Source organism: Cryobacterium glucosi (assembly GCF_004402235.1).
Taxonomy (GTDB): domain Bacteria; phylum Actinomycetota; class Actinomycetes; order Actinomycetales; family Microbacteriaceae; genus Cryobacterium; species Cryobacterium glucosi.
The window spans coordinates 51591-78235 of the sequence record NZ_SOFS01000017.1 but is presented as its reverse complement, the minus strand read 5'-3'; the positions used below and the strand labels follow the sequence as shown (position 1 = coordinate 78235).

The following is a 26645-nucleotide window of genomic DNA, read 5'->3' as shown; positions in this document are numbered from 1 at the left end:
CCGCGCGGACGGCGACCGAAAACTATCTAACTGTCACCGATGTCCTGATACAGGAAGTGTTACCGATGTCCTGATACAGAACTGTCACCCATGTCCAGATACATCACACGCGCGGGCGGATGCCGAACTCGCCTTACATTTTCCGTACATTTCCCGAACACGGCGTTTGCGTGCGCCTGCCAGTGTGGCTTCACCGCCGGGACCCTCCCGGTCCAGCGAAAGGCAGAAAGATATGAATGCATTCACGAAGCGAGCCACGACCGTTGTCGCTGCGGGGACGCTCAGCCTCGGCCTGGTTGTGGGCGGCACGTTCGCGGTCGGCGCGGCGACCGCGGCCGAGATGCCCACGACCGTTGCAGCGTCCTCCGTCACGGGGTCCACCCTCGCCGGTTCACTCGCGACCGCAGTGGCGGCATCCGCCAACACCGCTGTCGCCGCGGACGAGACCGTGAAGACCGTTGCCCAGTTGCGCGCGGACCTGCGCGCGGCGATCAAGCTCGACGTGGCCGCACGCCCCGCGGCCCTCGCCGCCATTCGCACGGACGTCCTCGCCGGCGCATACGGCGCGCCGGCCAGCCAGTACCTCACGAAGATCGAGGCCGCTGCCGCCGACACGTCGAAGGCCGACGTGCCGAAGAAGTGGCGCCACGCCCTGCGCCACCTTGTACGCGCCGACGTACGGGCACACCGGCAAATCGCCCCAGGCACGTCCACGCCGGCCCCCACTCCGACAGCCGGTTCGTAGCGGAGGGCGTGGCGGCCGCGGCGGGTGCGGCGGGCGGCTCGCCCGCCGGACCCGTCAGCGGAGCTGGCCGACCGAAGCGAGGGCCATCCGCAGCAGGGAGCCGCGGCCGCCCTCCATCTCGGCGGACACGGCCTCGGATGCCGCCTCGAGCGGCGTCATCCAGGTGAGTTCGAGGGCGTCCTGGCGGGGGTCGCAGGTACCGGTGACGGGAACGACGTAGGCCAGCGAGACGGCGTGCTGGCGCTCATCCGTGAAGGCGGTGATGCCGGGCAGCGGGAAATACTCGGCGACCGAGAACGGCACCGGGCTCGCGGGCAGCTGCGGGAAGGCCATCGGCCCGAGGTCCTTCTCGAGGTGCCGGAACAGCGCATCGCGCAGGGTCTCGCCGTACAGCACGCGCCCGGAGACGAGGGTGCGCGTCATCTCGCCGGTCGGCCGGGCGCGCAGCAGCACGCCGAGCTCGACGACCTGGCCGAGCCCATCGACCCGCACGGGGACGGCCTCGATGTACAGGATCGGCAGGCGACGGCGGATGTCCGCGAGCTCGACATCGCTCAGCCAGCCCTGGTTCTGATTGGGTGGCTGGATGTTCTCGGGGCCAGGCGTCCAGTCCGGGTCGGGGTCAGGGGTGCGCACGCTCATGCCTTCATTCTCTCCTACCCGGCGAGCGGATGCGCCATGCCCGCTTCCCGGGGTGGGTCGCGCCCGTCGCCGCCGGCGAGCCGGACCCGACGGTGCGGGAGGCGCATTCGGGTCCTGGGCAGTGAAAGGTCCGGGGCAGTGAAAGTATTGACTGTCGACGCGTTCCGGCCTCGACGCCCGGCAGGAGGACCGACATGGACGACAACAATCTGGAGAGCACCGGCAGCACCGGTGACGGCGCAGCCGACTCCGGCACCCTCGTGATCGATCCCGGCGCAGTGCTCTGGTCGGCGTCCGAAGCCGACCGGGTCGGGCGTCCGCTGCTCCTCATCCTGCACGGCTACGGCTCCCACGAGGGCGACCTGTTCTCGCTCGCACCGCACCTGCCGCTCAAGCCGGTCCTCGCGGCACTCCGGGCGCCCCTCCCGGTCGGCGACGGCTGGGCCTGGTTCCCGGTCGGCATGCCCGGCGGCCTCGTCAACCCGAGCGCCCCGAGCGCGTCCGCTATCGAGGCGGCAGCGGACGGCGTGCTCGCCTGGCTCGACGCGCTCGTCGTGCCGCCGGCATCCGTCGGGCTGCTCGGCTTCTCCCAGGGCGGCGCGATGGCGCTGCAGCTGCTGCGCCAGGCGCCCGACCGGTTCGCCTTCGCGGTGCAGCTCTCGGGTTTCGTCGCCGCGGCGCCGCAGCCCGGCGACGCCGACCTCGCCGAGCGACCCGTTCCGGTGTTCTGGGGCCGCGGCACGGCCGACCCGGTGATCCAGGCGGATGCCGTCGGCCGCACTCAGGACTGGCTGCCCGGCCACTCCGTGCTCACCGAGCGCATCTACGAGGGCATGGGCCACTCGATCTCGCAGGGCGAACTCTCCGACATCGTCGGATTCCTCCGCGCGCAGTACGCGGACGCGCCCGCGGACGTGGCCTGACCCGGAGCCAGGGCTAGCGCTTCTTCGCGGCGGCCTTCTCGTTCTGGGCGGCGAACCGGGCGGCGTGCGCGGCCTTGCGGGCGCGCTCGGCGTCGCGGTCCTTGACGCGGATCTGCTCCTCGCGCACCTCGAATTGGGTGGCGCGCTCGGTGACGAGCCATGCCGGCGGCTGCTGCAGCAACGCGAGGATCTCGGCGCTCGTGAGCGGCTCGGTGACCTTGCCGCGCGCGAGCCCGGAGATCGAGACGCCGAGCTTCGCGGCGACAACCTGCTTGGGGTGCGGGCCGTTGGCGCGCAGCAGAGCGAGCCACTCCGGCGGGTTCGTGTCGAGTTCGGTGAGCTCGGTGCGCGAGATCAGGGTGTTCTGGAATTCCTCGGGGGCTGCCTCGAGCAGAATCCCGAGCTTCTGGGCCGCCGTTGCGGGCTTCATGGTCTGGGTCTTCTTCTCGCTCATCAGTCCAGCGTATAGCCTGAGAGCACCACCGCTTCGGCGGATCATAACGGTGCGCCGCCCCGCGCGCCACAAAAGAGAGGATGCCGGTGACCTTTTCCATCGCCTTCGCCGCCGGCGTCACGCCGACCAAGTGGACCCGCGCCTGGGCAGAACGGCGCCCCGACCAGCCCCTCGAGGTCTTCCGCACCACGCCGGACGAGCAGTCCGCCGTGCTCCGCGACGGCCGCGCCCAGGTCAGCATCGTGCGCCTCCCGATCGACGAACACGACCTGAGCCTGATCGCGCTCTACCGGGAAATCCCGGTCGTCGTCGCCGCGAAGGACCACTTCATCGCCGACGCGGACAGTCTCCTCGTCGCCGACCTCGCCGACGAGCACCTGCTGCAGGACCCCGACGCCGTTCCCGAGTGGCGCGACGTCGCGACCGAGGTGCGCGACGGCATCCGCCGCCCGCTCGCCGCCGTGCGCGACATGGACGAGACCATGGAGCTCGTCGCCGCAGGCGTCGGCATCGTGATCGTGCCGCATTCGATCGCCCGCCTGCACAGCCGCAAGGACCTCGTCTCCCGGCCCGTCGAGGACGTCGCCGAGAGCCAGGTCTCCCTCGCCTGGCTCGCGGCAGAGACGACCGAGGACATCGAAGAGTTCATCGGCATCGTGCGCGGCCGCACGAAGGCGAGTTCCCGCGTCGACTCGGTGCCCGCCGGCGGCGAAAAGATCAAGAAGGAAAAGAAGACCGACAAGGCCAAGGCCGCCGCGAAGGCATTGCGCGTCGCCGCCGCGAAGGCGAAGCCGGCCGTGGCCAAGAAGACCCAGTCCGCGCCCGGCCGCACCCGCAGTACCGCGAACCTCAAGCTCGGTAAGCGCACCGGCCGCTGAGCCGCGGAGCCGCGGCTCAGGCGCGCGCGACCGGTTGCCGGAGGACCGTCTTGAGTTTCTCCGGGGCACTTCTCCGCGGGTCCCCGAGGTAGACCTCGTGGTGCAGGCCGTTCAGGCGCAGACCGTGCTCGGCCAGGAACTCCCCGTGCAGCCGCGCGAGTGCGGGCGCCTCGTCGTCGTAGGGTCCGACGTGCAGTAGTTGCGCGCTGAAGCCCTCGTCGAGGGACTCGATGCGCATGCTCGCGAGGGCCGGAAGCTTCTTCTTTGCTTTCGTCAACGCCACGGCCTCAGTGATGAAGGCATCCGTCACCCAGTCGGGCTGGCTGATCAGCATCGTCCAGCTCCAGGACGCCTTGTCGCCGCCCGCGAACGCAGCATAGCCGGCCGGATCGTCGGCATACCAGAGCCCTTCGAGCGGGGCGACGACGAGGTCACGCCCGAGGCCGCGCTTGGCCGCGAACTTGATCGCATACGCGACGGCATAGAGCGCCTCGATGGCCGCGGTGTATGCGGGCGCGACGTTCGGGTCGCCGCGCCCGTCGACCGCGATGAACCGCTGCACGGGAACCTCGATCAGCTCCCAGTCGCGGTTCGTCGGCGCATACAGAGCTTTGTCCTCCCGCTTCACGTCGTACGGTCCCGTCGCGCGCGGCGCGGTGTTCCGCGGCGCACGCAACTGGCCGGTGCGCCGGTCGGTCGTGAACGGCACCTCGTTACTCATCGGGCTGTGCCGACTCCTCGAGCGCCGAATCTTCGAGCACCGAGAGGATGTTGCCGGCCGGGTCAGTGAACCAGGCGATCGTCGGTCCGTACCCGCGCATGATGCCCTTCTCGTCCTGGGGCGAGCCCTCGTACCGTTCGAAGACCACCCCGCGGGCTGTGAGGGTGTCGACGGCGGCGTCGACGTCGCCGACCGCGAGGTTGAGCATCGTGTACGTCGCCGGCACGTGGTCGGCCTTCGGATAGACGATCACGTGCCCGCCTCCGGGCAGCTCGATGCGCAGCAGGCCCATCCCGCCGTCGGTCACCTCGAGTCCGAGCGTGCCGCCGTAGAAGGCGCGGGCGGCCTCGATGTCGGGGACGGCGAAACCGCTGAAGACGTCGAGGATGCCGATGCCCCGGTCGGTCGTCGCCGTTCCGGTCTCTGAGTCAGTCATGTCGAACTCCCTTGCTCGAGCGGATGGAACAGGTCAGTCGGTGGAACACGCCGGTCGTGTCACGTTACCGCGAACTGATCGACGCGAACTTGCGGATGCAGAGCGGCACGAACACCACGAGCATGACGGTGATGCCGATCAGCACCGTCTGGATCGGGTGCTGCATGGTCCAGATGTCGGGCACGGGCGCGGTGCCCTCGTTGCCGAAGAGCTGCCTGGCCGCCTGCACGAGCGAGGAGACCGGGTTCCACTCCGCGAAGATCCGCAGCGGGGTCGGCAGGGTGTCGCTCGGCACGAAGGCGTTCGAGACGAAGGTGAGCGGGAACAGGATGAGGAACGAGGCGTTGTTGATCACCTCGGGGCTCTTCACGCTCATTCCGAGGAGCGCCATCACCCAGCTGAACGCGTAGCTGAACAGGAGCAACAGCCCGACGCCGGCCAGGAACTCGGCCGGCGAGGAGTGCACCCGCCAGCCGACCGCGAGGCCGGTGGCCATCATGATGACCATCGAAATGGTGTTGAGCACGAGGTCGCTGTTCGTCCGGCCGATCAGCACCGCGGACGAACTCATCGGCAGACTGCGGAACCGGTCGATGATGCCCTCCTTGAGGTCGAGCGCCATCGCAGAACCGGAGAACGTCGACCCGAACACGACGGTCTGGGCGAAGATGCCCGCCATCAGGAACTGGGTGTAGTCGGTGCCCTGCACCTGGATCGCCCCGCCGTAGACCTGGCTGAAGAGCAGCACGAACATGACCGGCTGGATCACCGCGAAGACGAGCATGTCCGGGGAGCGCTTGATCTTGATGAGGTTGCGCTTGGTGACGGTCCAGCCGTCGGAGTACCAGCGCGAGAACGGGTTCCAGCTCGGCAGGGTCGTGGAAATCGCGCTCATCGGGTCTTCACCGCTTCCTTCGAGTCGAGGGTGTCGTCATCCGCTGCCCCGTGCGCCTTGTCGGCCTTGTGCCCGGTGAGCGTGAGGAACACGTCGTCGAGCGTCGGCCGGCGCATGCCTGCGTCGTGCAGCTCGATGCCGGCGTCACCGAGCGCCGCGAGCACGAGCTGCAGTGCGCGCGGGCCGTCGGTCACCGCGACCTCGAGGCCGCGGCCGTCGCTCGTGACGGTCGGTTCGCCATCGCCGAAGCGGGCGAGGATGCCGCGGGCCGCCTCGCTCGCGCCGGCGCCGGCGTCGACGAGCGCGACTTCGAGGCGATGGCCGCCGATCTGCGCCTTGAGCCGGTCCGAGGTGCCCTCGGCGATGACCCGGCCGTCGTCGACCACGACGATGTCGTCGGCGAGCTGGTCGGCCTCTTCGAGGTACTGGGTCGTGAGCAGCACTGTCGTGCCGTCGGCGACGAGCCGCTTGATCACGTTCCAGAGCGCGATGCGGCTGCGCGGGTCGAGCCCGGTGGTCGGCTCGTCGAGGAAGAGCACCTTGGGGTTGATCACGAGCGCGCCCGCGAGGTCGATCCGTCGGCGCATACCGCCGGAGAACCCCTTTACCGGGCGGTTGCCCGCCGCGGTGAGCTCGAAGAGATCGATGAGTTCCTGGGCGCGACGCCGGGACTCGCTCGCACCGAGGTGGTAGAGCCTGCCGACCATCTCGAGGTTCTCGAAGCCGGTCAGGTTCTCGTCGACGGCCGCGTACTGGCCGGATACCCCGATGATCCGACGCACGGCCTTCGGGTCGGCAACGACGTCGATGCCGTCGACGACCGCTCGGCCGGAGTCCGGCCGGATCAGCGTCGTGAGCATTTTCACGACGGTGGTCTTGCCTGCTCCGTTCGGACCGAGCAGGGCCTTGACGCTGCCCCGCGGCACCGACAGGTCGAGCCCGGCGAGCGCGTGCACCGGCCCGCTCTTGGAGCGGTACGTCTTGGTCAGGCCCGTGGCCTCGATGATCGTCATCGTGTTCATCCCCGCGGTATTGTGGACGTTGTACACATTATGGATCCAGCGTAACGAGGCGGCCTCACTTTGACAACCACGAACACCGATTCAGCCACCGAAGGCCATGGTCGCTCGACCTACCGGCACGGCGACCTGAGGCGTGCCCTGATCGACGCCGGCCTCGAACTCGCCCGGTCCGGCGGCCCGTCCGCCGTCGTGCTCCGCGAGGCGACTCGCCGCGCCGGGGTCGCCCCGAACGCCGCCTACCGGCACTTCGCCGACCGGAGTGCGCTCCTCGAGGCGGTCTGCTCGGAGTGCCAGTCCGGCGTCGCCCGCGCGATCGAGGACGAGCAGGCGGCACTGCCAGTGGCGGATGTCGCCGCATCAGACTCGGGAACGACGATGGACGCAACCACGGCCCGGCTCCGGTTCCGCGCCGTCGGCACCGGTTACCTGCGTTTCGCCCTGTCCGAACCGGGACTGTTCCGCACCGCGTTCACGGCCTCGTCCGACCTCGAGAGTGCGACGAGCGCTGCACGGGCCGGTGCGCGCGGGCTGACCCCGTTCCAGCTGCTCGGCGAGGCGCTCGACGACCTCGTGACTACGGGCGTCCTCCCCGCCGAGCGCCGGCCGGGCGCCGAGTTCCTGGCCTGGTCTGCGGTACACGGCCTCGCCTCGCTCTTGATCGACGGCCCCCTCCGAGCCCTGCCCGCCGCCGCGACCGAGGCGCTTATCGGCCGCGTCGTCACCATGGTCGAGCAAGGCCTGTAGCCGCGAGCGCGCTACTCGTAGCGGAGCGACTCGATCGGGTCCTGGCGTGCCGCGCGCCAGGCCGGCAGGGTGCCGGCGAGGAACGCGATCGCCATCACGATCAGGATGATCGTGATGATCGAGACCGGTGTGAACGCGATCAAGGTCAGGCCGGGCAGGTTCGCGAACAGCGCGCCCGAGAGCGCAGTACTCACGACCGACCCGACGATCATCGCAATGCCGGCGCCGATCGCACTGCCGAGGAAGCCGATGAATGCCGCCTCGATGCTGAACAGGCCGAAGATCCGGCCCGCGCCCATTCCCATCGCCTTCATCAGGCCGATCTCGCGGGTGCGCTCCTGCACGCTCATCAGCAGCGTGTTGACGATGCCGAAGCTCGCGGCGAGCAGGGCGATCACGGCGAAGGCGTTGAGCACGAGCACGATCGCGTCGATCACCGACTTGAAGGTGCCGATCTCGTCGGCCACCGTCTGCCCGGTGAACCCGGCACTCGTGAGGTGGTCCTTGAGCGCTGTGACCTGGGCGTCAGTGCTCGAAGGGTCGAACCGGACAACGGCTTCCGAGTAGCTTTCCTTCTGGGCTGTGCTCAGTCCGCTCGTCGAGGCGTCGTAGAGCGCCTGGGTCAGGGCCGTATTCGCAGTCGCGTTTCCGCTGGAACCCAGGCTGGCCTCGGAGACAGCGACGACGGTCGCGTTGAGAACGTTCACCGTTCCGGCCGGATTGCTTACGCCGATCTGCACGGTCGTACCGATCGCATCCGCGCTGCTCGTGAAACCGAGCGGCGTGACAAAGGAAACCGGCAGCGCGATCTGGAGCTGGGCAGCCTTCTGGTCGAGCTGGCTGCCCGCCGCGAGCTGCAGATGGACACCGGCCACGGCACTGCCGAGCCCGAGCCGATACTTCTTGCTGGTGCCCGTCGTCACGTAGTCCGGGGTCACCGAGAGGCTCGGCTCCACCGACGTGACCCCGTCGATGGCGGCGATCGTGGTGAGGTCCGCCGGGGTGATCGCGGCGACAGTCGTGCTGCCCGGTCCGGCCGCGGCGCGGCTGGTGATCTGGTCCGGCGAGTATTCCTGCGGGCCGGTTGCCTTCGCATCCGCCGACACCTTCGTGACAGTCATCACGTCGCTCGCCCCGATGGATGCGACGGTGTCGGTGATGTAGGCGTTGATCCCGGTGCCAAGACCGTTGGTGATGGTGAGCGTGAACGCGCCGATGAAGATCGCGAGCACGGTGAGCGTGGTGCGGAGGCGGCTGCGGAAGCTGTTGCCGATGGCCGAGCCGACGACGTCGATGGCCCTCATGCTGCGACCCGTGCTTCCTCGGAGACGACGAGGCCGTCGCGAATGTATATCCGTCGGTCGCAGCGTTCGGCGAGGTCCTCGTCGTGGGTCACAATGATCAGGGTGATGCCCTGGTCCCGGTTGAGCCCGAACAGGATGTCCTCGACGATCGCGCCGGTGGCGCTGTCGAGGTTGCCGGTGGGTTCGTCGGCGAAGATGATCCGCGGGTCGTTGACGAGGGCGCGGGCGATCACGGCCCGCTGCTTCTGCCCGCCGGAGAGCGCGTTGGCCTTGCTCCTGGCCTTGTCGTCGAGCTCGAGGCGTTCGAGCGCCGCGTGGCCGCGCTGTTTGCGGCCTCGGGAACCGACCCCGGCGATCTTGAGCGGCAACACGACGTTTTCGAGCACGGACGCCCCCGGCGTGAGGAAGAACTGCTGGAAGACGAACCCGAAGGTCTTGTTGCGCGTCTCGTTGAGCCGCTTGCCCCTCAGAGTCGCGGTGTCGCTGCCGCCGAGCTGCACGGTGCCGGTGCTCGGCTTGTCGAGCAGGGCGAGCAAGTGCATCAGGGTGGACTTGCCCGAGCCGCTCTTCCCGACAATGGCGACCGATTCGCCGGCGAAGATCTCCAGGGTGACCCCCTTGAGCGCGTCGAATCGGTTCTGGCCGCGACCATACGACTTCTTCAGGTCGTAGGCGGCGAGGATGGGGTGGGACATCGTGTTTTCCTCCGTGTGCTGTGGGTGGTGGATGCCGCGGGCCGGCACTGTTCCAGCGTCGCGGCATCCGCTGCGCGAGGCATCCTCCTGCGGCAGCAACCTCGCGTACCGCAGGCGCGGTACGGCCTCTCCACCCACGGGAGGATGCCGCAGCTCCGCGCAGGGGGCATCCTTGGAAGATGACCTCGATGTACAGCCATGCGCACATTCCGCGCTGGGCGGCCGACGTGCTGGTCAGCCTCGCCGTCCTCGGCAGCGCATTCGTGCCGGCCGGCGAGTACGCCAGGGTCGCGTCGAACCCCGCCGGCGTGCTGATCGCCGTCGCCGCGACCCTGGTGCTGCTGCCGCGCCGACGCTGGCCGCTGCCGGTCCTCGCGGCCTGCGTCGCCCTGTTCGTGCTCGCCGGCGCCCTCGGCGTGCTCAATCCCGCGTTCTCCCTCGCGACGGCGATCGCGGTCTGGAACGTCGCCATCCGCACCGACCGCCGTACGACGCTCGTGGCGACGGCTCTCGCCGCCTTCGTGCTCGTCGGCACGGGCATCGCCGTGACCGCCACCGAGCTGCTCGACGCCCGCATCGTGCAGTACGCGGCGGTCATCGCATTCGCCGGCGCGGCCGGGGACGCGATGCGGTCGCGGCGCGAGTACATCGTGGCGATCACCGAACGCGCCAGGAACGCCGAAGAGACCCGGGAGTCTGAGGCGCTGCGCCGGGTCGCCGAAGACCGCCTGCGTATCGCCCGCGAACTGCACGACGCGGTCGCCCACCAGATGGCCGTGATCAACCTGCACGCCGGGGTCGCCGCCCAGGCTCTTCCCGACCGCCCGACCGATGCGCAGGACTCGCTCACGACGATCCGCCAGGCCGCGCAGGCGGTGCTGCGCGAGATCGGCACCCTGCTCGCCGTGCTCAGGGACGACTCCGCCGGCCGCCCCCGCCCCCCGGCCGCCGAGATCGGCCTCGGCCGGGTCGACGCGCTCCTGGCCGACTTCGCCCGCGACGGCCTCGCTGTGACGGTGAGCGCACGCGGTGCGGGCACCCGGCTGCCGGCCCCCGTCGACACCATCGCCTACCGGATCGTGCAGGAGGCGCTCACCAACGCGCACAAGCACGGCGCCGGCCACACCGCAGAGCTCCGCATCAGCTACGGCAGCGACAGCGTCGACATCGAGGCCCTGAATCCGGTCGCCTTCCACGTGTTCGACCCCGCAACGGATGCCCCGGCAGGCCACGGCCTCGTCGGTGTCGCCGAGCGCGCGGGCACCATCGGCGGCACGGTCGAGTTCGGCGTGCGTCCCCCGGACACGTTCCGCCTCGCCGTGAGCCTGCCGATCTCGAGCGCCGGGACGGATGCCCCCGCCGACATCCCGGACACCGGGCCGCCGGCCCCTGCCCGCATCTCGGCCCCGACCTCGGTTCCGGACCCTGCAGCAGGAGCGCCCTCGTGATCAGGGTCCTGATCGCGGACGACCAGACCCTGATCCGCACGGCCGTGCGCGAACTGGTCAGGCACGAGCCCGACCTCGAGGTCGTCGGCGAAGCCGCTGACGGGGCCGAAGCGCTCGCACAGTCCCGGCTGCTGCTGCCCGATGTCGTGCTGATGGACATCCGCATGCCCGTGCTCGACGGCATCGAAGCGACCCGCGCGATCTGCGCGGATCCCGGGCTCTCGACCGTGCGCATCCTGATCCTGACGACCTTCGAGGAGGACGAATACGTCGTGCAGGCCCTCCGCGCAGGGGCCGGCGGCTTCGTCGGCAAGGGCACGGAGGCCGCCGACCTGATGCGGGCGATCCGCACGATCCACCAGGGCGATGCCCTGCTCTCCCCCACGGCGACGCAGAGCCTGATCCGCCGCTACGTGCTGCCGGCCGCGCCCGGGCGCGCTGCTGCGGTGCCGCCGAGCCTCGCGCACCTGACCGATCGGGAGCGGGAGGTCCTCACGCTCGTCGCGCGCGGGCAGTCGAACGAGGAGATCGCGGTCGGCCTGTTCATCTCGCCGCTGACCGCGAAGACCCACATCAACCGGACCATGGCCAAGCTCTACGCGCACGACCGGGCGCAGCTCGTCGTCATCGCATACGAGAGCGGACTCCTCGTGCCCGGCGCCGGCGGCTGACCCCGGTCGCCCGCCGCGGCATCCGCTGCCGCCAGGAGAGCAGGCACGCGGACGCCGGGGTCGCCCCTGCCGGGCGAGCCACCGTCCTCCTTGAGTGTCGGCATGACTCCAGAACGCTGGCAGCAGCTTGTGCAATGGCCGCTCCTCGGGGCCGCCGCGATCTTCCTGCTCGACTATGCCTGGAAGGTCCTCGCCGATGTCCAGGGCGAACCCGGGCTGATCCTGACCCTCGTGCTCGAGGCGGCCTGGACGGTGTTCCTCCTCGACTACTGCATGAACCTCGCGCTCGCTCGGCAGCGCTGGCTGTGGTTCAGCACGCACCTCTTCGACCTGCTCGTGGTCGTGCTTCCGGTGCTGCGTTCACTGCGCCTGCTCCGCCTCGTGACGGCCCTCTCCGCCTTCCCCCGCTCGCGGGGACAGCGGTGCGGTCCCGCGTCGGCATCTACGTCACGACCGCGACCGTCCTTCTCGTGTTCCTGGCCTCCCTCGCGGTGCTCGATGCCGAGCGGCGCGCTCCCGGCGCGAACATCACCTCGTTCGGCAACGCGCTCTGGTGGACCTTCGTCACGATCGCGACGGTCGGCTACGGCGACTTCACCCCCGTGACGATCGAAGGCCGGCTGATCGCCGTTGCCCTCATGCTCGGCGGGATCGCCCTCGTCGGTGTCGTCACGGCGACCCTCGCCTCGTGGATCGTCGACCGCGTCGCCGATCTCACCCGCGACCAGGGTGCCGACAAGTGATGCAGCTCGCCGACTGAGGTCCCCGCGCCCCGCCGCCGCTACCGAATCCGCAGCCCGCTACCGAAACGGCGGGCACGGCCTGCCGAAACCGGCGCGGCGGCGGATGCGTGTGGGGGCATCCGCTCAGTGCAGGCGCACCAGGGAGTACCGGTCGTCGCGCGGCAGGGTGTCCACGGTCGCGCTGACGGTCAGGTCGCGGAGGAACACTGCTCCGCCGATCGTCGTCAGGAACGCGGTGTCCGCGGCGTCACGGCCGGTCGCGATGCGGAGGAGCGTCTGCCGAGGGGCGAGGCCGGTGGCGTCCACGACGTGCCAGGCGTCATCGACGAAGACCTCGGCGACCGCGTGGAAGTCCATCGGCGAAAGCCCCGGTGCGTAGACCGAGACGACCCGGGCCGGCACGTCCCGCGCGCGCAGAAGCGCGACGACGAGGTGGGCGAAGTCCCGGCAGACGCCCTGCCGGTCGATCAGGGTACGCACGGCGCCGTCGGTCGGCAGGCTCGACCCCGGCTCGTAGCGCAGCTTCCCGCCCACCCAGGCGGCGACCGCGTTCATGAGCACGGTGCCGGAGAGCCCGGCGAATTCGGCAGCGGCCGTGCCCCAGAGCCGGTCGGATTCGCAGTACCGGCTCGGGCGCAGGTAGCGCACGAGGTCGATCTCCGAGTAAGCGGCGTCGCTCGCCTGCCCCGTCGCGGTCACGGCGTAGTCGATGTCGACCGAACCGGCCCCCGTCTCGACGACGTGCAGCCGGGTGCCGTGCTGGTCGAAGACGATCCGCGACTCGAGCGGCGTGCCGTCCTGCGCCGCCGTGAAGGTCTCAACGACCGAGACGGCCGGGTCGTCGGCGACGCCGATCGACAGGACCAAACGGGCGGGCGTCCGCACGTCGAGGGCGAGGCGAGCGGATGCATTACGTTCCATCCCACGATGATGACATGCGCCCGGCGCGTCGCGGTACCGCTCTCGCCAGTGCGTCGCATCGATGCCGCAGACCCGACGAGGACACGCCGTGCGGCGCGCTCCGGGCACTGGTGCACCGCGCCGGGCGGGTCCATGCTGGGAGCATGCTCGGGGAATTGAACAATCGTGAAATCGACGCAGTCCTGCACACCAGCGTGGTCGGCCGGATCGGATGCCACAGCGACGGCCGCACCTATATCGTGCCGATCACCTACGCCTACGATGGCGACACCGTGTACGCCCACAGCGCCGCCGGCACAAAGGTCGACATGATGCGGGCCAACCCCGACGTCTGCTTCGAGGTCGAGCAGCTCGACGATCTCGCGAACTGGCGCACCGTCGTCGCCCGGGGCGAGTTCGAGGAGCTCCATGGCGCGGATGCCGACGACGGCCTGCGCAAGCTCCTCGCCCGGCTTGCACCGTACGTGACCTCGACGACGGCGCAGCCGGTCTCCGGTCCCGACGGCACGTTTCACGGGATCAGGACGACCGCGTCGGAGCCGGTGCCGCCCTCGGCGGGCCGGGTGAACGCGTCCGGTCAGGACCCGGTGATCTACCGGATCCGGCTGACCGAGAAGACCGGCCGGTTCGAGGAACGCTCGACGTCAGGCCGTGAGCGGCGGGCGGCTGAGTCCAGCCACATGTACACCTGAGGGGTCAGAGTCGACCGCGACAATGCGGTTGTCCGCGTCGACGTGTACGACGACGGGCACATAGCTGCGGGACTCTTCGTTGCTCATCTGCGCGTAGGAGATGATGATGATGAGGTCGCCCTGCATACCGAGGCGGGCCGCGGCGCCGTTCAGGCCGATGACCCCACTGCCGCGCTTGCCGGCGATGAGGTAGGTCTCGAAGCGGCTGCCGTTGTTCACGTCGACGATGCTGACGCGCTCACCGGCGAGCAGGTCGCCTGCCTCCATCAGGTCCTGGTCGACCGTCAGCGAACCGACGTAGTGCAGGTCGGACTGCGTCACGGTGGCGCGGTGGATCTTGGATTTGAACATCGTGCGCTGCATGGTGGAAATGGGCCTTCCGGCGGCGGCCCGCAGGCCGTCGCCTGGTGCGGGTGTCTGGTTACGCGGTTACGTTGCTAGGCGATCACGCGGTCGCGAGGATATCGACGACGAACACGAGGGTGTCCGTTGCCGAGATGCCTGCAGTCGTGTTGCCGGTGCTGCCGTAGCCGAGCGCCGGCGGGATGACGATGACGACCTGCGAGCCGACAGTCTGGCCGATCAGGCCCTGGGCGAAGCCGGGGACGACGTTGGCCGTCGCGAAGGTGGCCGGGCCGCCCTTGCCCCAGCTCTGGTCGAAGACGGTTCCGGTGGCCCAGACGACGCCCGCGTACTGCACGGTCACGGTCGCACCGTCAGCGACGGTCGCACCGTCGCCCTTCTTGAGGACCTCGGTCTTGAGCTCGGTCGGCGCGTCGGCCTTCGGGACGGTGATCGTCGGGGCGCCGTCGTCGGCGAGCACGACGGTGGGGAAACCGTCCTGCGGGGCCTGGTCCGTGCCGCTCGAGCGGGTGGGAACCTTGCCCTTGACGTCGATCACGAAGATGATGTTGTCGGTCGCGGACACCTTAAGGTTCGTGTTGCCCGTGGTGCCGAACGCGTCGACCGGCGGCACGACGACGGCGACGCGCGAGCCGATGTTGGAGCACGCGATGCCCTTGAGGATGCCGGGGATGACGGAGCCGGTCTCGGCGACGGTGACGGTGAGGCCGGCCGCGGTGCCGTAACCGCCGGCGTTGAGCTTGGCGCCCGAAGTGGCGTTGTACGCGGTGTACGCGATCTCGACGGCGTCACCGGTGTTGACGGCTTCGCCGTCGCCCTTGGTGATCACGGTGCGCTCGGTCGCGGTGGTCGTGAGCGGCGCCGTGAAGGTGACGGTGGGCTCGACACCGGCGTCACCGGCGACGGTGACGGCGTCGGAGCTCGTGCCGGGGTCGGTGCAGGTCAGTGCTGCGGCGGCGGATGCCGTCGGCGTCGACGACGGGGATCCGCTGCACCCGGTGAGGGCGAGCACCGCGACGGTTGCGACGGCGAGGAGGGCAGGAAGTTTGCGCACGCTGATCTTTCTTTTTCGAGAGTGGTGTCTTCGATGATGGGCCTCCGCCAGTATGGACCATGCATCTATGAGGAACCTGAGTCGGGCACCCGGAAGCGGACGCCCGATGGAAGTCGCTAACCGACGTTTGTGTCGGGAGCCCCGGTCGCGGGCACATCGGTCGTGACGGGCGCGGTCGCCGCCGCCGCCAGCACGTCGACAACGATGACGACGTTGTCGTTCGCGTGGAGGTCGAGGTCGATGTTCTCCTTCGCTCCCCAGGCATCCGCCGGGCTCGCGACGACGGCAACCCGGGAACCCACCGTCGCGCAGGTGACGCCCTTGACGATCGCGGGCAGGGTGCCGTTCGGCGCGGCGAGGTTCACGCCGACAGGGGCCCCGGTGTCGAGGCCAGAGGTGCCGGGCCCGAATCCGCGGGCATCGATCTTCGCCCCGGTCCTGCCGTTGTAGAACGCGACGCCGAGTTCCACATAATCGCCGGTCTGAACCGGGACGCCGGTGCCGACGGTCATGACGGTGCGCTCGGTGTCCGCGGCGGTCAGCGGCGTGGTGAACGTGACCTCCGGCGCACTGCCGATGGCCCCCGGCGCGACCACGGCGTCGGAGGCGGCCCCCGGCTGGGCGCAGCCGGCCGGGGCGGCGGGCGACCGGGTCGCTGCCGGGCTGCATCCGGCGAGCGCGAGCACAACGCATACCGCGACGAGACCGGCGGAGGCTCCGAGGGAGATAAGGGCGGGGTAGCTGCGCACGGGTGGCCTTCTTGTCGGCGGGCGGCCCCGATTGGCGCGCCCGCCGTGCATTATGGCGTATCGAGGCGAACGGGAAGTTTCACGTCCCCCGCGCCGGACGCGGTCTACAGCCCTTCGGCGATCGCCGCGGTCGCGTAGAGCCAGGCCTCGCGGGTGCGCGGGGCGAGGGCGTCGATGTTGAGTGGTCCGCCGGCGACGAGCGCCGGATCGTACGGCACGTCGACGACGGTTCGGGTGAGCTGGCTGAAGTGGTCGTGCAGCCGGGCGGACAGGGCGCGGTCGGCGGTCTTCGCCGGGGACGCGAGAACGGTCACGGCCTGGGCGACCTTGTCGCCGTGACCCTTGAGTCGCAGCCCGTCGAGGAGGGACGCCGCGCCGTACGCGGTGTCCTCGCGGATCGTCGACACGACCACGAGCTGGTCGGCGGTCTCGACGGCCGCCTCCCAGTTGGAGGCGCGCATGTTGTTGCCGGTGTCGATGATCAGGATCCGGTAGAAGCGGCTGAGCGCGGCGTGCAGCTTGCCGAACGCGACGTCGTCGATGCTCGCGGCTCCGGCGGGGTCCAGGTCGGAGGCGAGCGCGTCGAAGCGGGCGTCGCCCTGGTTGCGCACGTACTTGTCGAGGTCGCCGACCCTGGCCGACGTCGAATAGGCGAAGTCCTCGAGGTCGCGCAGCAGGTCGACGGCCGTGTTCGTGTGCTGGGCGCCCTGAGCCCGCACGCCGAGGGTACCCATCGTCTCGTTGTTGTCCCAGGCGAGGGTGTACCCGCCACGGTGGATGCCGAAGGTCGCGGCGATCAACAGGGTCGCAGTGGTTTTGTGCGCGCCACCCTTGGGGTTGAGCACCACGATCGTGCGAGGACCGCTCAGGCTGCGCTGCACGGCCGCGATCGCGGCGCGGCGGGCGAGTTCGCTCCGGCCGGGCGAGGGGTTCACGAGTCCGCCGGTGACCCTACGCACGGTGCCCTGCCAGCCGAGGAGGGCCGGGCCGGCCACGATCGCGGGGCGGGAGCTCATGAAGTCGGCGAGATTCGGGCCGTCTTCCGCTGCGACGAGGGTCGGGTGCGGTGAAGGGACGAGCAGGGCGGAGGACGCGGAGATCGGCGTGGACCGGAGGGCTGCCAACGGGCCGGCCGCGATCTCCTCATCGTCATCGTCGGCGTCGAGAGCGCGGTGTTCGAAGATGATGTCCTCGAAGAGTCCGGGCGGCGGTGCTGGCGTGCGGCGGGGTCCGGCGGGCAGGGACTCGGCGGCCTGCGAGGCGTCGGGCCCGGATGCGGGCTCGTCCGCGCGGTCCGCGCCGTCCGCGCCTGCGAGCGCAGCGGCATCCGCTTCAGCTTCGACTTCCGCTTCGGCTTCGGCTTCGGCCTCACGCTCCAACGCGGACTCGGCGTCCGCCTTGTCGACGGAAGTCTGCGCCGCGGCATCGAGGGGGTCACCCAGGGCCGCGAGCTCGGCCAATTCCTCGAGGGCGCCGATCGGTTCCATCGGTTCGGCCATGAATGCCGCTGCGCTGCGGTCTCCGGTGTGCGCCATGGCGCGCTTGGCGGCCGTGCCCTGAGACGCTGCGGGAGCCTCGGCCTCGGCTTCGGCTTCGGCGCGCGCGGCTGCCGGGATGAAGTCGCCGGCGGCCTCCACTTCGCCGTCCGGGTGCACGACGAGGGGCCATTGGCCCTGCTCGTCGTCGGCGGTCAGCCGCACCGGGCGACCGAGTGCACGGGCGGCATCCGTCACGCGGTTGATGATCTCTTCACGAACACCGGCCTCGTCGCCGGCCGTCACCTGCTGGCCCACCCCGTCGATGATCAGTTCGCCGGTTCCGTTGCTACGAATCGTTGCCTGGATGCGAGGAGGTACGGATACTTCGTGTTTCATGGTCAGCCTTTTTTCCGTCGAGCTCAGCTCTTCGTTCTTTGGTGCGCTCCGGAATAACTGGACCGCGCCACAGACCAGCCTAACGGGCGGGAGTGATTACCCCTCGTTTAGGCGTGATCTTCCTCAGCTGCGCCCTCGTTGACCACCCTGCGACGGGCCGAACGCACCCCTGACTGAGCGCACTCAAGCTCGTGAGAGTCGCCGTTCGCGCCCACTGTCCCTGCCACACCGGGGCCACTCGACGGCAACGGCGACTCTCGGCGATGATCGCGCGCGCGGAAGGTCGCAGACGCGAGGCGCGTGCGCGGATGGCCGGAGCCGTGTGCGGAGATGCCGAGCCGGGCATCCGCTATCGGCGAACTCCGTTCGCCTGTTCAGCCCGCAGGCTCAGCCCGCGAGCGGCAGGTCTTCGGTCCCGCGGTGCCAGCGGATGGCGCGGATGCCCGCGCGGGTAGCGTGGGTGTCGTCGTGGCCGTTCTGGCGGCGGCACTCGACGAGGTCCTGGGTCGATGTGATGTGCGGGTCGCGGCAGGAGTTGGCGTAACTCGTGTAATCCGTCTCGAGCAGGAGTTCATTATCGGTCATGGTGGTGTATTTCTGGTTCACAGCACTGTTTCGTGGTTCACGACACCGCCGGCCTGCGTCGTGCGCCGGCAACGGTGCCTGGTGGTTCACCTGCTTCGGATGGTGGTGAGCGACACCCACTGCGGGCATCGAGCCGGTCGTCACTCTGGCGTGGGGTGCCGACGGATCAACACCCCAAGCACGGTGTTCTGCTGCTGACCAGAGTAGGGCTGGGGTCGAAGGAAGCCCTGTAAAACTGATGAATCGTCACATAAACGTCACTGTGTTACGGGCGTGTCACCGGGCCGGCATCGCGCGGGTGCGGGTGCGAATGCGGGGGCGGTGGCGGGCCGTCGTGCGGATGCGGGCGACCGGCGGCCTCGTGCTTGAGCAAGTGCGGCGGGGGCGGTGGCGGGCCGTCATGCGGCCCGTTCGGAGCATGCGGAGGGGGCGGATGCGGACCGTCAAGCGGGTGGGGATGCGGATGGTCCGGGGTGGGCGGCGCACCCGGAGACTGCACCTGCCGCGCCGGGGCGCCCGTGGCATCCGCTGCCATTTCGGTCGGTTCAACGGAAACGCTCGACTCGGGCGAAACGGGCGACTCGGGCGCCGAGGTGCCGTAGTAGCCGTAGAGTTCGTTCTCCTCGTCCGCGGTGATCGATCCACGGTCGCTCTCGATGCGGGGGCCGTTGCGGATGCGGTCGCGGTCGAAGGCCACGACCACACGCGGGCCGTCGATGGTCGCGCCGGCGAGCGGAACGAACGATTCGAGCATGCCGAACAGGCCCGTGCGCACCGTGACGAAGGCCGGCTCACCGGAGTCCTTGCTCAGGAAGACCTGTTCGACCGAGCCGAGCTTCGCACCGTCGCTCGTCACGACGAAGCCGCCGTTGACGACGATGTCGTCGATACCTTCGAGGGTGATCATTCGGTCATTCCTTCCCCGGAAAAACGCGCTGGAGGCACGGACAGGTTCCTGTATTCTCGCACCGCCCGGTGCGGCCGCCCGGGCGTCACGCGGTGACCAGGATCATCGTGAGCACGCTCAACCCGACCGTCACCGGGGCGAGCACGAGGCCGAAGAGCGCGTACCCGCGCCAGGGGATCAGCACGTTCATCTTTTCGAGCCTGCTGTGCCAGAGCAACGTCGCGAGGGACGCCCACGGGGTGATCAACGGGCCGACGTTCGCACCGATCAGGACGGCGAGCAGCCGCGGGGTCGAGTCGGCGACCGGTTCGAGCGCGAGGTAGGCGGGCAGGTTGTTGATCAGGTTCGAGCCGACCAGGCTTGTGCCGGCCAGGCGGAACAGGTCCCCCGGCGCGTTCCCCGCCCCGGCGAGCGCGGTGAGCAGCACGGGCAGCCCGAGGTTTTGCACGGCCTCCATCGCGAGGAACAGCCCGGCACTGAACAGCAGGAGCGACCACGGAATGATGGTGATCCGGAGAACGCTCCGGCGCCTGACGAAGAACACGACGGCCAGCACGAGGGCGGCGATGCTCGACGGCAGCCATACCGGCAGGCCGACGACGAGGGCGGGCAAGAGGGCAGCGAGCACGAGCGCGCTCGTCCCGAGCAGCACCCGGTCGACGGATGCCACCGCTCCCGACGTTCCCGCGACGCGCATCCGCTGCACGGGGACGCTCGAATACCGTTTGCAGAGGTCTTTCCGGAAGACGATCGCAACCATGGCCATCGGCACGATCACGGCGACGAGCGCCGGGGCCGCGGTCAGCCCGGCGAAGGCGATCGGGGAGATGCCGCCGAGGCGGTTCTGGGCGAGCAGGTTGGTCAGGTTGCTGATCGGGAGCAGCAGGCTGCCGGTGTTCGCGAGCCACACCGTCGTCAGGGCGAACGGCAGCGGCGGCAGACCCGCCTGCCGCGCGACCACGACAACGACCGGCGTCAGGAGCACGGCCGTGGTGTCGAGGGAGAGGAACACCGTCGTGACGATCGCGATGCCGGCCACCCACAACCAGAGCAACCAGGCCCGGCCGCCACCCCAGTGCCGAAGCCGGCGGGCGATCCAGCGGAACACCCCCGCCTCACTGCAGAGCTCGGTTACGACGGTCATGGCCACGACGAACACGAGGATCGGCGCCACCCGGTCCACGAGAACCAGCAGTTCGGGGAGCGGAAGCAGGCCGGTGACCGCGGCGACGGTGCCGAGCAGGAGCAGACCGGCGCCGATGAGGGACAGAACCATGAATCGGAGTGTATCGGCCAGGAGCCCCACGCCTCGCAGGGTGAGCGGATGCCTGGGGTGGCGGGAGGGAGGCGGGGGCGGGCGGGTCAGCGGAAGGCGCTCACGCCGGTCAGATCGCGGCCGATCAGGAGGGACTGCACGCTCTCGGTGCCCTCGTAGGTGTGCAGAGACTCGAGGTCGGCGAGGTGCCGGATCACGTGGTTCTCGAGCAGGATGCCGTTGCCCCCGAGCACGTCGCGCGCCGTCGCCGCGATCTCGCGGGCGGCGCGGGTGTTGTGGTACTTCGCGAGGGACGCCTGGATCGGACGCATGGTTCCGGCGGCGTCGAGTTCGGCGAGGCGCAGGCAGTAGAGCTGCATCGCGGTGAGCTGGGACAGCATCCGCGTGAGTCGTTCCTGCACGAGCTGGAAGCCGGCGAGCGGCTTGCCGAACTGGATGCGCTGGTTCGAGTAGCTGAGGGCGGCCTCGAAGACCGCGGTCGCGTGGCCGAGCGCCGACCAGGCCACACCGAGGCGGGTGGCGAAGAGCACGGTCGCGGTGTCCTTGAAGGTGCGGGTGCCCGGCAGGAGGGCATCGAGGGGCACGCGCACGTTGTCGAGCACGATGCGGGCCTGGTGGATGCCGCGAAGGGAGCCCTTGCCGGTGATCGTCTGGGCCTGGTAGCCGGGGGTGTCCTGCGGCACGAGGAACCCGCGCACGTTGCCATCGTCGTCGCGGGCCCAGACCACGGTCACGTCGCCGACGGAGCCGTTGCCGATCCACTTCTTCTCGCCGGTGATCACCCACTCGTCGCCCTCGCGGGTCGCGGTCGTCTCGAGCGCGACGGAGTCGGAGCCGTGGTCGGGTTCGGTGAGGGCGAAGGCGCCGAGCTTCTCGGCGCGGGCAAGGGGGATGAGCCACTCGGCCTTCTGGGCGTCGCTCCCGTAGAGGGCGATGCTGCGGAGCGCGAGCCCGCCCTGCACAGCCACCACGGTGCCCATCGAGCCGTCGCCGCGGGAGATCTCCATGTTGACGAGGCCGGCGGCGAGCGGGGACATCGGGGTGAGGCCGGGGCCGACGACGCCATCGGTGAGCAGGTCGAGTTCGCCGAGCCTGCGGACGAGGTGCAGCGGATACTCGGCCTTGTCCCAGGCCTCGGTGACCTCGTCGAGCGTCTCGATCGCAAAGGCGCGGGCCCGGTCCCAGAAGGCGCGGTCGGCGGCGGGCACATCCCGGAAGAGTTCGTAGTAGTCGGTGTCGAGCGGCACGGATACGTCGTAGTCGGGCACGGTTCCCCTTCATTGGGTTCGGCTGGTGTGACACTCAGTGTCGGGTCAAATGACACTGAGTGTCAAGTTGCGGGCCCCGACGTGCTCACGGCGCGGCGTCCGCCGAGGGCGCGTGCGACCTCTCGGGAGAGCTCGTCCGGGGAAATCGTTCCGGGGAACACCGCTACGACGAGCTCGGCTGAGGCCTCCCCCGCCGGCTGGTGCCCGTCCGCAGGCTGCCCCGCGTGGTCAGGTGCCGCGTCGGGGTGAAAGAGGCGCCCCACTTTGCGGAGCTCCGCGGCGAGTTCCTCTGAGAGCTGCGCGGCATGCTCGGCGTCCCGCGCGGCATCCAGGTCGGCGCCGGTCGCTGAGACCGGCTCGGCGTTCGACGCGGCATCCGTTTCGGACGGGGACGGGACCGGTCCGCGGATCAGGCGGCGGAGTTCGTAGTTGTGCGTTGCGGTGATCGCGGCGGCGTAGCGGATGGCCGTGAGCGGCGGCACGTCGGGACGGACGGAGCGGAGGTAGGCGGCGAACATCTGCTCGTAACGGATGGCCATGATGGTCTCGCGGTCCCGGAGGGTCGGGGTGTCGCGCACGATGAGATCGCGCACCCGGACGCTGTCGAGCCGTTCGCGGAATCGTTCGAAGACCATCGTCGCGGCATCACGGATCGCGCGCCAGGGGTCGTCGTGCTGCACGGCGAAGTACGCGGCGATCTGCACGGCGAGTTCGTCGTGGTCGGCGAAGATCACGTCTTCCTTGGATCGGAACTGACGGAAGAAGGTGCTGCGCGAGACGCCGGCGGCCCTGGCGATGTCGGTCGCGGTCGTGGCCTCGTAGCCGTCGGTGCGGAACAGGCGCACGGCGATGTCGGCCACCTCGACGCGGGAGCGGGAGCGGGTGCGGGCCGGACGGGGCTGGCCGGAGGCCTCTGCTGCGGAAACGGACATCAGTCGTGAAAATAGCACGGAATCGCGCGGTCTCCTGCGCACCCGAACGCCTGGCGCATGGCGGGTTCAGCGGCTCAGCGCAGCGCGGCGAGCTCCTCCGGCTCGGCGATCACGTCGACCATCGCAGCGCCCCGGAGCACAGTGACCGGAAGCGGGCGGCCGATGGCATCGCCGAACAGGAGACGCTGGAGGCCCTGGGCCTCCCTGACCTGTTCGCGGCCCGCGGCGAGGATCAGGTCGAGCGCGCCTGACCGCAACCTGACCGCGCACCCGATCCGTCATCGTTCCTGGACCTCCTCTCCGTAGGTTGAGGAGCGGATGAGCGGAGCACACGTGGCAGAGATCGATCAGAATCCCCTCCCGATGACTGACCGGGCACCGGCTGCTGGGCCGGCGTCGGTTCGGGGCACGGCCGCGGAGACGACTCCGCGCAGCCCCCGGTTGCGTGCCCCGTGGTTCCGCGCCCGGCCGATGCTCAGCAAGGTCCCCAAGGTCACGGCAGCGTTCTGGGTCACCAAGGTGCTCACGACCGGGATGGGCGAGACGACCGCCGACTACCTCGTGCACCAGATCGATCCGCCTGTCGCCGTCGGCCTCGCGGGACTCGGCCTGGTCGCCGCCCTGCTCCTGCAGTTCGGCGTCCGCCGTTACGTCGCGTGGGTCTACTGGCTCGCCGTCGTCATGGTGAGCATCTTCGGCACGATGGCCGCGGATGCCCTGCACGTCGGACTCGGAATCCCCTACCTCGTGTCCACGGTCGCTTTCGTCCTCGCACTCGCTGCGATCTTCCTGGCGTGGCGGACGACCGAGAAGTCGCTCTCCATCCACAGCATCGTGACCCCGCGCCGCGAGTTCTTCTACTGGGCGACGGTGCTCACGACCTTCGCGCTCGGCACGGCCGCCGGCGACCTCACCGCCATGACCTTCGGCCTCGGCTACCTCGCGTCCGGAATCGTCTTCGCTGTGCTCATCGCGATCCCCGCGCTGGCGTATCGCCGCTTCGGCATGAATGCGACGCTCGCATTCTGGTTCGCGTACATCCTGACCCGGCCGCTCGGGGCATCCTTCGCCGACTGGGCCGCCGTCTCGACCGAACGCGGCGGCCTCGACCTCGGCACGGGGCCGGTGAGCCTCGTGCTCGGCGTGGCGATTCTCGCGTTCGTCGCCTACCTCGCGATCACTCGCCGCGACGTCGAATCGCTCGCCCCGCGCCCGCAGGGTCCCGCAGCCGCATCACGGCCGTGAGGTGTCGCAGATCGCTGTTCACGGAAGTCCGGAACGTCGATCTGCGACACCTCACGGGGATCGGGGACTCGCGCGGCGGCTGCGGCGGGGCTATTCGGTGCCGAGACCGGAGGCCGAAACCGGCTTCTCGCCGGCCGCCGTGCGCACCTTGTTGAGCGCGGTCAGGTCGAACAGGCCGTTCAGGTCGCCGGTCTTGGTGGTGCCGGCCGTCACGCCGTTCTCGAGGCTCACCGCGAACGTCGAGGCGAGCGGGTCGGTCGAGAACGTCACCTTGGTCAATGCTCGCGTGATCACGGCATCGGAGAGCGCCTTCCCGCTGTCGGCCGTGAGCTTCTTGTTGATCACGGTTGCCGCGTCCGTCGGGTTCTTCGTGAGCCAGTCGACGGATGCCGCGTTGCCGGCCACGAGGGCCTCGACCGTCTCAGGGTGCTCGGCCAGGAATCCCTTCCGCACCAGGAGTACGGTCGTCGGGAAGGCGCCGTCCGGCCACAGCGAGGACTCGTCGACGAGCACCTTGGCGCCGGCGTCGACGACGAGGCGGGAGACCCAGGGCTCCGGCAGCCAGGCGCCGTCGATGGCGCCGCTCTGGAACAGGGTGAGGGTCTGCGCGTTCTCGGTCGGCGTGATCTTCACCTCGCCACCGCCGGAGGTATCCGTCGTGAAGCCTTTGCTGCTGAGCCAGGCGCGCAGGGCGACGTCCTGGGTGTTGCCGAGCTGCGGGGAGGCGAGGGTCTTGCCCTTCAGGTCGGCGGCGGAGTTGATCCCGTCGCGCACGACGAGGGCTGCTCCGCCGCTCGTCGCGCCTGCGACGATCTTGACCGACTCGCCCTTGCTCTTGATGTAGCTGTTCACGGCCGGGCTCGGGCCGATGTATGCCGCGTCGATCGCGCCGGCGCTGAGCGCCTCGATCGTCGCGGGGCCTGCGTTGAAGATCTGGGTGCTGAGCTTGGTGCTGCCGAGGGAATCCTGCAGCAGGCCGTTCTCGAGTCCGACGAGGGCGGGGGCGTGCGTGACGTTGTCGAAGTAGCCGAGCCGGAGCTCTGCGGCCGGTCCGGCCGCGGTGGCGCCGGAGGCGGCATCGGCCGAGGCGGCGCATCCGCTCAGGGTGGTGGCGAGCAAGGCGACGGATGCCGCGCCGAGGGCGAGGCGCATCCCCGTGCGACGAGCAGTGGTGTGGGTCTTGGCGGACATGGGCTTCACTTCCATTCGGTGGACGGCGTACGCTGCGGCACCCGGGCTGGTCACGAGACCTGGGATGGTCTCGAGACGACGTTATTCACCGAACGACCTGAGCGACATTCCGGCCGGTCACGCCCGGTCACGAAACGTAGCGCAACGTCACACAGCATCGACGAGCCCGGCACGGCGTCGATGAGACTCGGCAAGGGCATTGACCCCGCTGCTCCGCGGATGCTGCTTGACTGAGGTGTGCGCACACCGAAAACCCGCTGCTACCGGAACGGGGACCTCGTCGACGAGGGCTTCCCGCTCGCCGACGTCTCCGAACACCTCGCCGACGCGGGTTGTGTTGTCTGGGTCGACCTGTGTTCGCCCGAGGAAGCCGACCTCGACCTGCTCGCCGAGGAACTCGGCCTGCATGCCCTCGCCGTCGAGGACGCCATGAAGCTGCACCAGCGTCCCAAACTCGACCGATACTCCGACCATCTGTTCCTGTCGGCGTATTCGATCACGTTTTCGCCCGAGTCCGCCTCGGTGGAGACCTCGGAGATCGCAGCATTCATCACCGAGCGGGCCTTCGTCACCGTGCACAAGGACCCTGACTTCGACGTCGATGCCGTCGTCGCCCGCTGGGATTCCTCCCCCGACCTCGCCTCGAACGGTGTCGCGTTCCTCCTGCACGGCCTCCTCGACTTCCTCGTCGACGGCTACTTCGAGGCCGTCGAGGCCCTTGATGAACAAGTCGAGGAGCTCGAGAGCCAGCTCTTCGAACCGAGGAGCGACCAGGAGGCTGTGCAGCGCCGCTCCTTCGATCTCCGGAAGAGCCTCGTGCTGATGCGCCGGGTGATCCTGCCGATGCGTGAGGTCGTCAACACCCTGTTACGCCGCGACGTGCACCTTCTGCAGAACGACATGGCGCCGTACTTCCAGGACGTCTACGACCACGTGCTGCGCGCGATGGAGTGGACGGAGAGCCTCAGGGACCTCGCCACGAGCGTGCTCGAGGCGAACCTCGCGATCCAGGGCAACCGGCTCAACGTGATCACGAAGAAGGTCACCGGCTACGCGGCGATCATCGCGGTGCCCACGGCGATCACCGGTTTCTACGGCCAGAATGTTCCGTACCCGGGCTTCAGCGAACTGGGCGGCTTCTACAGCTCCATCGCGCTCATCGTCGGCCTGTCCGCCCTGCTCTACCTGCTCTTCAAGCGCAACGACTGGATCTGAGACCGGCAGACACGCACGACAGGCGCGACAGGGGATGCCTGGCGCGGCCCAG

The 26645-nt window shown here is 69.5% G+C and carries 30 protein-coding genes; 10 read left to right on the top strand and 20 right to left on the bottom strand.

Annotation, left to right across the window (positions count from 1 at the left end; all coding sequences use genetic code 11):
- Positions 1 to 232 precede the first annotated feature (232 nt).
- Entirely contained in the window at positions 233 to 745 is a 513-nt protein-coding gene (locus E3O46_RS07735) for a hypothetical protein (protein WP_134446367.1), read from the top strand.
- Between the two features lie 54 nt (positions 746 to 799).
- On the opposite strand, the gene E3O46_RS07730 is transcribed toward E3O46_RS07735, so the two are convergent.
- Positions 800 to 1387: an NUDIX hydrolase family protein gene (locus tag E3O46_RS07730; protein ID WP_134446366.1), complete on the bottom strand. Its 588-nt coding sequence runs from the start codon at positions 1385 to 1387 to the stop codon at positions 800 to 802.
- Positions 1388 to 1581: 194 nt separating this feature from the next.
- On the opposite strand from E3O46_RS07730, the gene E3O46_RS07725 reads away from it, so the two are divergent.
- A complete protein-coding gene (locus tag E3O46_RS07725; protein WP_134560822.1) occupies positions 1582 to 2310 on the top strand; it encodes an alpha/beta hydrolase in 729 nt (242 codons plus the stop codon).
- Between the two features lie 13 nt (positions 2311 to 2323).
- On the opposite strand, the gene E3O46_RS07720 is transcribed toward E3O46_RS07725, so the two are convergent.
- On the bottom strand, positions 2324 to 2764 hold the full coding sequence (locus E3O46_RS07720; RefSeq protein WP_134558379.1) for a DUF5997 family protein: 441 nt from the start codon (positions 2762 to 2764) through the stop codon (positions 2324 to 2326).
- Between the two features lie 86 nt (positions 2765 to 2850).
- On the opposite strand from E3O46_RS07720, the gene E3O46_RS07715 reads away from it, so the two are divergent.
- The gene (locus tag E3O46_RS07715; protein ID WP_166787253.1) at positions 2851 to 3642 is read left to right on the top strand and encodes a LysR family substrate-binding domain-containing protein; all 792 of its coding nucleotides are present in this window, start codon (positions 2851 to 2853) and stop codon (positions 3640 to 3642) included.
- A 16-nt stretch (positions 3643 to 3658) separates the two neighbouring features.
- Here the strand turns inward: E3O46_RS07715 and E3O46_RS07710 are convergent, their stop codons facing one another.
- From E3O46_RS07710 to E3O46_RS07695, 4 genes are all read right to left on the bottom strand, one after another.
- Positions 3659 to 4363, bottom strand: a complete 705-nt coding sequence (locus tag E3O46_RS07710) for a GyrI-like domain-containing protein (RefSeq protein WP_134446362.1) — start codon at positions 4361 to 4363, stop codon at positions 3659 to 3661.
- Positions 4356 to 4799 (bottom strand): VOC family protein, encoded by a 444-nt coding sequence (locus E3O46_RS07705; RefSeq protein ID WP_134446361.1) that lies wholly within the window; start codon positions 4797 to 4799, stop codon positions 4356 to 4358. Before E3O46_RS07705 ends, E3O46_RS07710 begins: the two co-directional genes overlap by 8 nt.
- A 64-nt stretch (positions 4800 to 4863) precedes the next feature.
- A complete protein-coding gene (locus E3O46_RS07700; protein WP_134446360.1) occupies positions 4864 to 5694 on the bottom strand; it encodes an ABC transporter permease in 831 nt (276 codons plus the stop codon).
- Positions 5691 to 6707: an ATP-binding cassette domain-containing protein gene (locus E3O46_RS07695; RefSeq protein ID WP_134446399.1), complete on the bottom strand. Its 1017-nt coding sequence runs from the start codon at positions 6705 to 6707 to the stop codon at positions 5691 to 5693. The genes E3O46_RS07700 and E3O46_RS07695 overlap by 4 nt, the downstream gene beginning before the upstream one ends.
- A gap of 69 nt (positions 6708 to 6776) precedes the next feature.
- Here E3O46_RS07695 and E3O46_RS07690 point away from each other — a divergent pair, with 69 nt between their 5' ends.
- Positions 6777 to 7460, top strand: coding sequence for a TetR/AcrR family transcriptional regulator (locus tag E3O46_RS07690; protein WP_134446359.1), 684 nt, complete (start codon positions 6777 to 6779; stop codon positions 7458 to 7460).
- Between the two features lie 11 nt (positions 7461 to 7471).
- On the opposite strand, the gene E3O46_RS07685 is transcribed toward E3O46_RS07690, so the two are convergent.
- Positions 7472 to 8764: an ABC transporter permease gene (locus E3O46_RS07685; protein ID WP_134446358.1), complete on the bottom strand. Its 1293-nt coding sequence runs from the start codon at positions 8762 to 8764 to the stop codon at positions 7472 to 7474.
- Complete coding sequence (locus E3O46_RS07680) at positions 8761 to 9459, bottom strand: ABC transporter ATP-binding protein (RefSeq protein WP_134446357.1); 699 nt, start codon at positions 9457 to 9459, stop codon at positions 8761 to 8763. The genes E3O46_RS07685 and E3O46_RS07680 overlap by 4 nt, the downstream gene beginning before the upstream one ends.
- Positions 9460 to 9638: 179 nt before the next feature.
- Here E3O46_RS07680 and E3O46_RS07675 point away from each other — a divergent pair, with 179 nt between their 5' ends.
- The 3 genes from E3O46_RS07675 to E3O46_RS18550 all read left to right on the top strand — a co-directional run bounded on the left by E3O46_RS07675 (position 9639) and on the right by E3O46_RS18550 (position 12321).
- Positions 9639 to 10907 carry a sensor histidine kinase gene (locus tag E3O46_RS07675; RefSeq protein WP_134446356.1) on the top strand — a complete coding sequence of 423 codons (1269 nt, stop codon included), beginning with the start codon at positions 9639 to 9641 and terminating at the stop codon, positions 10905 to 10907.
- On the top strand, positions 10904 to 11578 hold the full coding sequence (locus E3O46_RS07670) for a response regulator transcription factor (protein ID WP_134446355.1): 675 nt from the start codon (positions 10904 to 10906) through the stop codon (positions 11576 to 11578). The genes E3O46_RS07675 and E3O46_RS07670 overlap by 4 nt, the downstream gene beginning before the upstream one ends.
- 422 nt (positions 11579 to 12000) lie before the next feature.
- Positions 12001 to 12321 carry a potassium channel family protein gene (locus E3O46_RS18550; protein ID WP_198413379.1) on the top strand — a complete coding sequence of 107 codons (321 nt, stop codon included), beginning with the start codon at positions 12001 to 12003 and terminating at the stop codon, positions 12319 to 12321.
- A gap of 123 nt (positions 12322 to 12444) precedes the next feature.
- On the opposite strand, the gene E3O46_RS07660 is transcribed toward E3O46_RS18550, so the two are convergent.
- Entirely contained in the window at positions 12445 to 13242 is a 798-nt protein-coding gene (locus E3O46_RS07660) for a transglutaminase-like domain-containing protein (RefSeq protein ID WP_134446354.1), read from the bottom strand.
- 155 nt (positions 13243 to 13397) lie between these two features.
- Here E3O46_RS07660 and E3O46_RS07655 point away from each other — a divergent pair, with 155 nt between their 5' ends.
- Positions 13398 to 13934 carry a pyridoxamine 5'-phosphate oxidase family protein gene (locus E3O46_RS07655; protein WP_198413671.1) on the top strand — a complete coding sequence of 179 codons (537 nt, stop codon included), beginning with the start codon at positions 13398 to 13400 and terminating at the stop codon, positions 13932 to 13934.
- Here the strand turns inward: E3O46_RS07655 and panD are convergent.
- The 10 genes from panD to E3O46_RS07610 form a co-directional block, all read right to left on the bottom strand.
- Positions 13887 to 14297, bottom strand: a complete 411-nt coding sequence (panD, locus tag E3O46_RS07650; protein WP_134446352.1) for an aspartate 1-decarboxylase — start codon at positions 14295 to 14297, stop codon at positions 13887 to 13889. The genes E3O46_RS07655 and panD overlap by 48 nt on opposite strands.
- An 82-nt stretch (positions 14298 to 14379) precedes the next feature.
- Positions 14380 to 15351, bottom strand: coding sequence for an FKBP-type peptidyl-prolyl cis-trans isomerase (locus E3O46_RS18690; protein WP_241975553.1), 972 nt, complete (start codon positions 15349 to 15351; stop codon positions 14380 to 14382).
- A 116-nt stretch (positions 15352 to 15467) separates the two neighbouring features.
- Entirely contained in the window at positions 15468 to 16100 is a 633-nt protein-coding gene (locus tag E3O46_RS18685) for an FKBP-type peptidyl-prolyl cis-trans isomerase (protein ID WP_241975552.1), read from the bottom strand.
- Between the two features lie 104 nt (positions 16101 to 16204).
- Positions 16205 to 17974 carry a MinD/ParA family ATP-binding protein gene (locus tag E3O46_RS07640; RefSeq protein WP_134561446.1) on the bottom strand — a complete coding sequence of 590 codons (1770 nt, stop codon included), beginning with the start codon at positions 17972 to 17974 and terminating at the stop codon, positions 16205 to 16207.
- A 387-nt stretch (positions 17975 to 18361) separates the two neighbouring features.
- Positions 18362 to 18559, bottom strand: a complete 198-nt coding sequence (locus tag E3O46_RS07635) for a hypothetical protein (RefSeq protein ID WP_134446349.1) — start codon at positions 18557 to 18559, stop codon at positions 18362 to 18364.
- A gap of 265 nt (positions 18560 to 18824) precedes the next feature.
- Complete coding sequence (locus E3O46_RS07630) at positions 18825 to 19466, bottom strand: PRC-barrel domain-containing protein (protein ID WP_134446348.1); 642 nt, start codon at positions 19464 to 19466, stop codon at positions 18825 to 18827.
- Positions 19467 to 19551: 85 nt separating this feature from the next.
- Positions 19552 to 20742, bottom strand: a complete 1191-nt coding sequence (locus E3O46_RS07625; protein WP_134560818.1) for an ArsB/NhaD family transporter — start codon at positions 20740 to 20742, stop codon at positions 19552 to 19554.
- Positions 20743 to 20828: 86 nt separating this feature from the next.
- On the bottom strand, positions 20829 to 22010 hold the full coding sequence (locus E3O46_RS07620; RefSeq protein ID WP_134446346.1) for an acyl-CoA dehydrogenase family protein: 1182 nt from the start codon (positions 22008 to 22010) through the stop codon (positions 20829 to 20831).
- A gap of 62 nt (positions 22011 to 22072) precedes the next feature.
- The gene (locus E3O46_RS07615; RefSeq protein ID WP_134561445.1) at positions 22073 to 22942 is read right to left on the bottom strand and encodes a TetR/AcrR family transcriptional regulator; all 870 of its coding nucleotides are present in this window, start codon (positions 22940 to 22942) and stop codon (positions 22073 to 22075) included.
- Positions 22943 to 23016: 74 nt separating this feature from the next.
- Positions 23017 to 23199 carry a hypothetical protein gene (locus E3O46_RS07610; RefSeq protein ID WP_174774837.1) on the bottom strand — a complete coding sequence of 61 codons (183 nt, stop codon included), beginning with the start codon at positions 23197 to 23199 and terminating at the stop codon, positions 23017 to 23019.
- A 76-nt stretch (positions 23200 to 23275) separates the two neighbouring features.
- Here E3O46_RS07610 and E3O46_RS07605 point away from each other — a divergent pair, with 76 nt between their 5' ends.
- Positions 23276 to 24187, top strand: a complete 912-nt coding sequence (locus E3O46_RS07605; RefSeq protein ID WP_241987363.1) for a COG4705 family protein — start codon at positions 23276 to 23278, stop codon at positions 24185 to 24187.
- A gap of 90 nt (positions 24188 to 24277) precedes the next feature.
- Here the strand turns inward: E3O46_RS07605 and E3O46_RS07600 are convergent, their stop codons facing one another.
- Entirely contained in the window at positions 24278 to 25378 is a 1101-nt protein-coding gene (locus tag E3O46_RS07600; RefSeq protein WP_241975550.1) for an ABC transporter substrate-binding protein, read from the bottom strand.
- Between the two features lie 237 nt (positions 25379 to 25615).
- Between E3O46_RS07600 and E3O46_RS07595 the strand changes: the two genes are divergently transcribed.
- On the top strand, positions 25616 to 26593 hold the full coding sequence (locus E3O46_RS07595) for a magnesium transporter CorA family protein (protein ID WP_134446344.1): 978 nt from the start codon (positions 25616 to 25618) through the stop codon (positions 26591 to 26593).
- Positions 26594 to 26645: the final 52 nt, after the last annotated feature.

Excerpts from the sequence above, each read along its gene's own strand:
- panD (WP_134446352.1), bottom strand. The coding sequence starts at position 14,297 with ATGCAGCGCACGATGTTCAAATCCAAGATCCACCGCGCCACCGTGACG.
- E3O46_RS07695 (WP_134446399.1), bottom strand. The coding sequence starts at position 6,707 with ATGACGATCATCGAGGCCACGGGCCTGACCAAGACGTACCGCTCCAAG.
- E3O46_RS07725 (WP_134560822.1), top strand. The coding sequence starts at position 1,582 with ATGGACGACAACAATCTGGAGAGCACCGGCAGCACCGGTGACGGCGCA.
- E3O46_RS07640 (WP_134561446.1), bottom strand. The coding sequence starts at position 17,974 with ATGAAACACGAAGTATCCGTACCTCCTCGCATCCAGGCAACGATTCGT.
- E3O46_RS07630 (WP_134446348.1), bottom strand. The coding sequence starts at position 19,466 with ATGATCACCCTCGAAGGTATCGACGACATCGTCGTCAACGGCGGCTTC.
- E3O46_RS07680 (WP_134446357.1), bottom strand. The coding sequence starts at position 9,459 with ATGTCCCACCCCATCCTCGCCGCCTACGACCTGAAGAAGTCGTATGGT.
- E3O46_RS07700 (WP_134446360.1), bottom strand. The coding sequence starts at position 5,694 with ATGAGCGCGATTTCCACGACCCTGCCGAGCTGGAACCCGTTCTCGCGC.
- E3O46_RS07685 (WP_134446358.1), bottom strand. The coding sequence starts at position 8,764 with ATGAGGGCCATCGACGTCGTCGGCTCGGCCATCGGCAACAGCTTCCGC.
- E3O46_RS07615 (WP_134561445.1), bottom strand. The coding sequence starts at position 22,942 with ATGTCCGTTTCCGCAGCAGAGGCCTCCGGCCAGCCCCGTCCGGCCCGC.
- E3O46_RS07710 (WP_134446362.1), bottom strand. The coding sequence starts at position 4,363 with ATGAGTAACGAGGTGCCGTTCACGACCGACCGGCGCACCGGCCAGTTG.
- E3O46_RS07600 (WP_241975550.1), bottom strand. The coding sequence starts at position 25,378 with ATGTCCGCCAAGACCCACACCACTGCTCGTCGCACGGGGATGCGCCTC.
- E3O46_RS07660 (WP_134446354.1), bottom strand. The coding sequence starts at position 13,242 with ATGGAACGTAATGCATCCGCTCGCCTCGCCCTCGACGTGCGGACGCCC.
- E3O46_RS07675 (WP_134446356.1), top strand. The coding sequence starts at position 9,639 with ATGACCTCGATGTACAGCCATGCGCACATTCCGCGCTGGGCGGCCGAC.
- E3O46_RS07730 (WP_134446366.1), bottom strand. The coding sequence starts at position 1,387 with ATGAGCGTGCGCACCCCTGACCCCGACCCGGACTGGACGCCTGGCCCC.
- E3O46_RS07735 (WP_134446367.1), top strand. The coding sequence starts at position 233 with ATGAATGCATTCACGAAGCGAGCCACGACCGTTGTCGCTGCGGGGACG.
- E3O46_RS07705 (WP_134446361.1), bottom strand. The coding sequence starts at position 4,799 with ATGACTGACTCAGAGACCGGAACGGCGACGACCGACCGGGGCATCGGC.
- E3O46_RS07635 (WP_134446349.1), bottom strand. The coding sequence starts at position 18,559 with ATGACCGATAATGAACTCCTGCTCGAGACGGATTACACGAGTTACGCC.
- E3O46_RS07720 (WP_134558379.1), bottom strand. The coding sequence starts at position 2,764 with ATGAGCGAGAAGAAGACCCAGACCATGAAGCCCGCAACGGCGGCCCAG.
- E3O46_RS07625 (WP_134560818.1), bottom strand. The coding sequence starts at position 20,742 with ATGGTTCTGTCCCTCATCGGCGCCGGTCTGCTCCTGCTCGGCACCGTC.